This window comes from Pedobacter sp. 01N416 (assembly GCF_056399685.1).
In genome coordinates, this window is the sequence record NZ_JBFTRT010000385.1 from 1 (window position 1) to 4926 (window position 4926).

General features: G+C 39.7%; 3 protein-coding genes. All 3 read left to right on the forward strand.

The window, feature by feature from the left end; translation table 11 throughout:
* Positions 1-503 precede the first annotated feature (503 nt).
* The 3 genes from AC1DND_RS19460 (at position 504) to AC1DND_RS19470 (ending at position 4514) form a co-directional block, all read left to right on the forward strand.
* Positions 504-1544: an adenylate/guanylate cyclase domain-containing protein gene (locus AC1DND_RS19460; protein WP_477584131.1), complete on the forward strand. Its 1041-nt coding sequence runs from the start codon at positions 504-506 to the stop codon at positions 1542-1544.
* A 198-nt stretch (positions 1545-1742) separates the two neighbouring features.
* Positions 1743-3125: a glycoside hydrolase family 88/105 protein gene (locus AC1DND_RS19465; protein ID WP_477584133.1), complete on the forward strand. Its 1383-nt coding sequence runs from the start codon at positions 1743-1745 to the stop codon at positions 3123-3125.
* Positions 3126-3152: 27 nt separating this feature from the next.
* On the forward strand, positions 3153-4514 hold the full coding sequence (locus tag AC1DND_RS19470; RefSeq protein ID WP_477584135.1) for a hypothetical protein: 1362 nt from the start codon (positions 3153-3155) through the stop codon (positions 4512-4514).
* Positions 4515-4926: the final 412 nt, after the last annotated feature.

Consider the following 4926-nt stretch of genomic DNA (forward strand, 5'->3'; position numbering starts at 1 on the left):
CCGCTGTACCAACATCACTTCTACATTTCCCTTTATCACAATCCTTCTAAAGTTTTGAATCTTGTAAAGCATCGTCGTGTTTTTTTCTGTAGCCCTTAAGTTGTTTGGAAGGGCGGCCGTTAAAGTAATTACTGCTAATGCAATAACGATTAGCGTTTTAATTGAAGTTTTCATTGTGTTTTTTATTTAAATGTTAAAATTTATTAAGTTTATGATGGTGCACTATTTAAAATCAGCTTGTACCAACATTATTCAGTTTCGTGGTTAACTAAGCGGGTGCCAAAAAGCAAATGTCACCTCAATCGCTTTGTAAGGGTTGTTTTTGCTTATTATTCGTTTAGGTATGTTCATTTCCGAACAGTAGTTGTGCGGCAGCGAACAGTTTTTGTGTATTAGCAGGTAATTGCTATTTCAATTGTTTATTAGGGCACATGTAAGATTATATTCATTATTTTAGTAAAAGTTAAAGTATATTGAATCAGTCGTTTTGAATAGAAATCACGATGTCAGTAAAAATTAATCGGCAAACACAGCAGAAACTTCAGCAGTTATTGGTCATTATCCTGGCTTGGACGACAGCTGGGATGGTAATTGCCATTTTTGAGGACCTTGTGCTGCATACCCGAAATTCTTTAGGGCCAGCACCAGGCTATACCTTATTTTCTTCAATTGTACTAAATGCAGTTATTGGCTTGTTTGGGGCACTGTTAGGAGGAAGTTTGCTCGTATTTTTTGTAAATGTAAAATATAACGATAAGCCTTATGGTTATACCCTCTTAATTGTTGCCGGATCGTTTTTAGGCGTTATTTTGATTGTAAACGAGATACTGAGCCTCTATGAACTGGGCGATTCGAAAAGATTTTTAAAAAACGGATTGGTGTGGGCCTTTGTGGTTTCCATAACGCAGTTGCTGCTGCAGATAAACAGTAAGTTTGGGCAAGGTATTTTCTGGGATATTATCAGTGGAAAATACAATACACCTAAAGAAGAATCAAGGATATTTATGTTTCTCGACTTAAATTCATCAACCTCCATCGCCGAAAGCCTCGGAGATAAAAAATACCACGAATTATTAAAAGACATCTTTATCGATATTACCAATCCTATTTTAGAAAATAGGGGAGAAATATACCAATATGTAGGTGATGAAGTGGTAATTGCCTGGCGTTATGATGAAGGATTAAGAAACAATAAATGCATCAATTGTTTTTTTGATATCAAAGCGCATCTGTTACTTCTGAGGGATAAGTACATTGGAAAGTATGGTTTAATACCTGCTTTTAAAGCAGGTATTCATTGCGGAAAGATTATAGCAGGCGAAGTGGGGATTATAAAACGCGATATTACCTATTCTGGAGATGTACTGAATACCACTTCAAGAATTCAGAATATGTGCAAGGAGTTTAACCAGGAGATGCTGGTATCGATAGCGCTAATTGAAGAACTACAGTTAACAGATTGTTATACCACGCAAATGTTAGGTGCAATTAAGCTTCGCGGAAAGGAAAAAGAAATGCAGCTCGTAGCTGTACAGCCTGTTTAATACACGCCAAGTTTAGAGTTGTAAATCCTATTTAATTACATGCGCTATAATACTGTAATAATTTCTTTACGGAAGAAGCAGGACAGAGCAGGTCGCTTCTTTTTTTTAAATGTGATAGATTGGCTTGATTAACCATTTATAAACCCCTATATGTTTTGTCCCCATTTGGGAGCAATGATATAGTTTAAGCCATCTATTATGTTTGTTTTTACCAATCCGATTAAAACTTCGGGATCTAAAATATTATTCTTTTGTATTACGATATGCGCCGGTGTGCCTGCTTTTGCTCAATATGTAGAACATAAAGGGAATGATGTTACCGCGCCGCTACATCTGTTAAAACCGGCCTATGTTACACCTTATGGTGRAACAAAAATGGCAGATATTAAAGTATCGCTGGATCGCGTTTTTAACTACCTTGATAAAACCACTCCTTTCGAACTGATAGATAAGGTTTCGGGAAAAGTGATTTCGGATTTAAAAAAAGCAGATTCCAGTTCGGTATTTAAACCTGGAGACTATCGTTTAACGAGTTACGAATGGGGTGTTACTTATACTGGCATGCTGGAGGTTGCTACTGCAACAGGAGATCAAAAATTTAAAGATTATACCGTTAAGCGGGTTAGTTTTTTGGCAAATGTTGTTTCTGCATATCAAAAATATTTAAAAACAAATAAAGGGGCAGTAACACCGGTTCGTTCGGTAATAGATCCACATGCACTGGATGATGCAGGTTCTATTGCTGCTGCAATGATTAAGGCGCAGCGAACAGGAGAAGTGAAAGCCGATCTCCGCCCGGTTATTGATCATTATTTAAATTACATCATGACCAAAGAGTTCCGTTTGAAAGACGGTACATTGGCCAGGAACAGGCCGCAACCCAATACGTTATGGCTTGATGATCTCTACATGAGCCTGCCGGCAATTGCCCAGATGGGCGTACTAACTGGTGATACGAAATATTTTGACGAAGCGGTGAAACAATACAGATTGTTTGCCGAACGGATGTTTAATCCAGAAAAAGGATTGTATATGCATGGTTGGGTCCAGGATATGGATCCTCATCCGCAGTTTCATTGGGCGAGGGCAAATGGCTGGGCACTTATGACCAAAATAGAACTGCTGGATGCCTTGCCTGTAAACCATCCAGGTAGATCCTATATCTTGCAAATGTTAAAAGCACATGTAAAAGGTTTGGCAGCTTTACAGGATGGAACAGGTTTTTGGCATCAGCTTTTGGATCGTAACGATTCTTATTTGGAAACATCAGCTACCGCTATTTATAGTTATTGCATTGCCCGCGCAGTAAACAAAGGCTGGCTTGATGCCAAAGCTTATGGTCCTATGGCGCTGTTGGCCTGGAATGCCGTGAGTACTAAAATAAATGCAAACGGTCAGGTAGAAGGTACATGTGTGGGTACGGGCATGGGTTTCGATCCTGCGTTTTACTATTACAGGCCTGTAAATGTTTTTGCTGCACATAGCTATGGTCCGGTGCTTTTAGCAGGAGCAGAAACTTATCGTTTGTTACAAGAGCATCCTTTCGTAATAAACGATAGTTCGGTACAGATGTATAAATAATCAACACCGCATTTAACCAAAATAAAGATGAAATATATACCCTGTTCATTTATTATTGCCGTTTTTACCTGCATTTTAGTATTTAACCATCACGCTGGCTACGCACAGATAGGTAAACGTTTTCCTTCGGAAAGAAAAGTTGTTAAAGATCCCGTTACGGGTGTTGTACTTACTTTTTTAACCAGTAGGCCCGCAGGAGATTCGAAAATTTATCAGACACATAACCAATGGACTGCTGATGGACGATGGCTGATATTCCGATCGGGCAGGGTTAAAGGAGAAGCAATGGCGGTAAATGAGCAGACGGGAGATCTTGTTCAGGTTACCGAAGGTGGCTATACCGGAATGTTGAATGTGGCCAGAAAATCGATGAAACTATATTTTATGCGGAATATTGATTCGGGCAAACGCATAGGAGGCGCAGTAAAAATTATAGAGGTGGATCTGGCTAAGGTATTTGCAGATAGTAAATCTGGTAAAATGAAACCTGTATCAACTTATGAGCGTGTTTGTGGAACCACCCCCGAAGAAATTGGTGCTGGTGGCGATATGGCGCTTGATGGCGACGAAAACTGGGCCTATTTCAGGGTGGGTAAAGAAGAAGCGGCTAAACATCTTGCAGCAGGAATTAAACTGGAACCAAACTTTGGGCCGCGGAAAATGGGCGCTGGCCCATCGGGTATAGCAGGGATGAATATCCATACCGGCGAAATCAAATATGTAATTTCGGTTCCTTTTCAGATAGGGCATATACAGACCAATCCTTGGCTTGCCGGCGAAATTGTTTTTTGCTGGGAAACCGGAGGTAAATCCCCACAGCGAACCTGGACCGTATTGGCTGATGGAACAGGCTTACGGCCACTATATCCAGAAGCCGATTATGAATGGGTTACCCATGAAGCCATAATTTCGCGTGATGAGGTAGCCATGGCCATTATGGGGCACAGGCCTATACCTGGAACCGGTGCTGTATCTGCCCCCCAAACTGAAGTGAACGGTGCCAATCCCGGGCAAGAAAATGCCTGGGGACCATCAGGCACCCGCGAAAAACCTACCGGGCTGGCCATTGTAAATTTAAGAACAAGGGAAATGAGAATTGAAGGACAAACGCCAACGGGCAGCGGGCTTTGGCATGTAAGCGGTTCTCCAGACGGAAAGTGGGCCGTAGGCGACGATTTTTCGAGAAGCATTTATCTGATTAATAGGAAAACACATGAAATGAAACTGCTCTCGGCAGGGCATAAGCAAACAGCGGCAGATCATCCGCATCCTACCATGAGCCCTGATGGTAAAAAAATCGAAATCCAGTCAGCGATGTTATCTGAAGACAACCGATCCATGAATATCTGTGTGATTGCTATCCCGGAAGGATGGATGAATATCAAATAACTTTAAACTAAACAACATTACATGCTACTGCGAATTGCAGGATAGTCCTCATATTTTGTATTATTTGTTGTACTGTTAATGTTTTTTTTGATCATTAACGCTGTTGTTTAATTTTTTTTAAAGGCATTAAGGCTTGCTTAAAACGATTTAGGTATGCTGAAGATCGATATTATCTTTTTATGATAATATTTTATAGTAAGAAGACAGGATAGTACAGGATGGKAATTTTGTTCTGCCTTTATATATTTAAGAAATAATTCACTAACCAAATAACTTTTTAACCAACTATTTAATTAACGAACGTTAATACGATTCTATGCAGTAAAAATCTACTCACCCTTTAAGTCAGTTTTTGCATTTTTTAATTTCTAATTGATTTAGATCCATAGCTTTTTATTGCCCAGTATTTTAA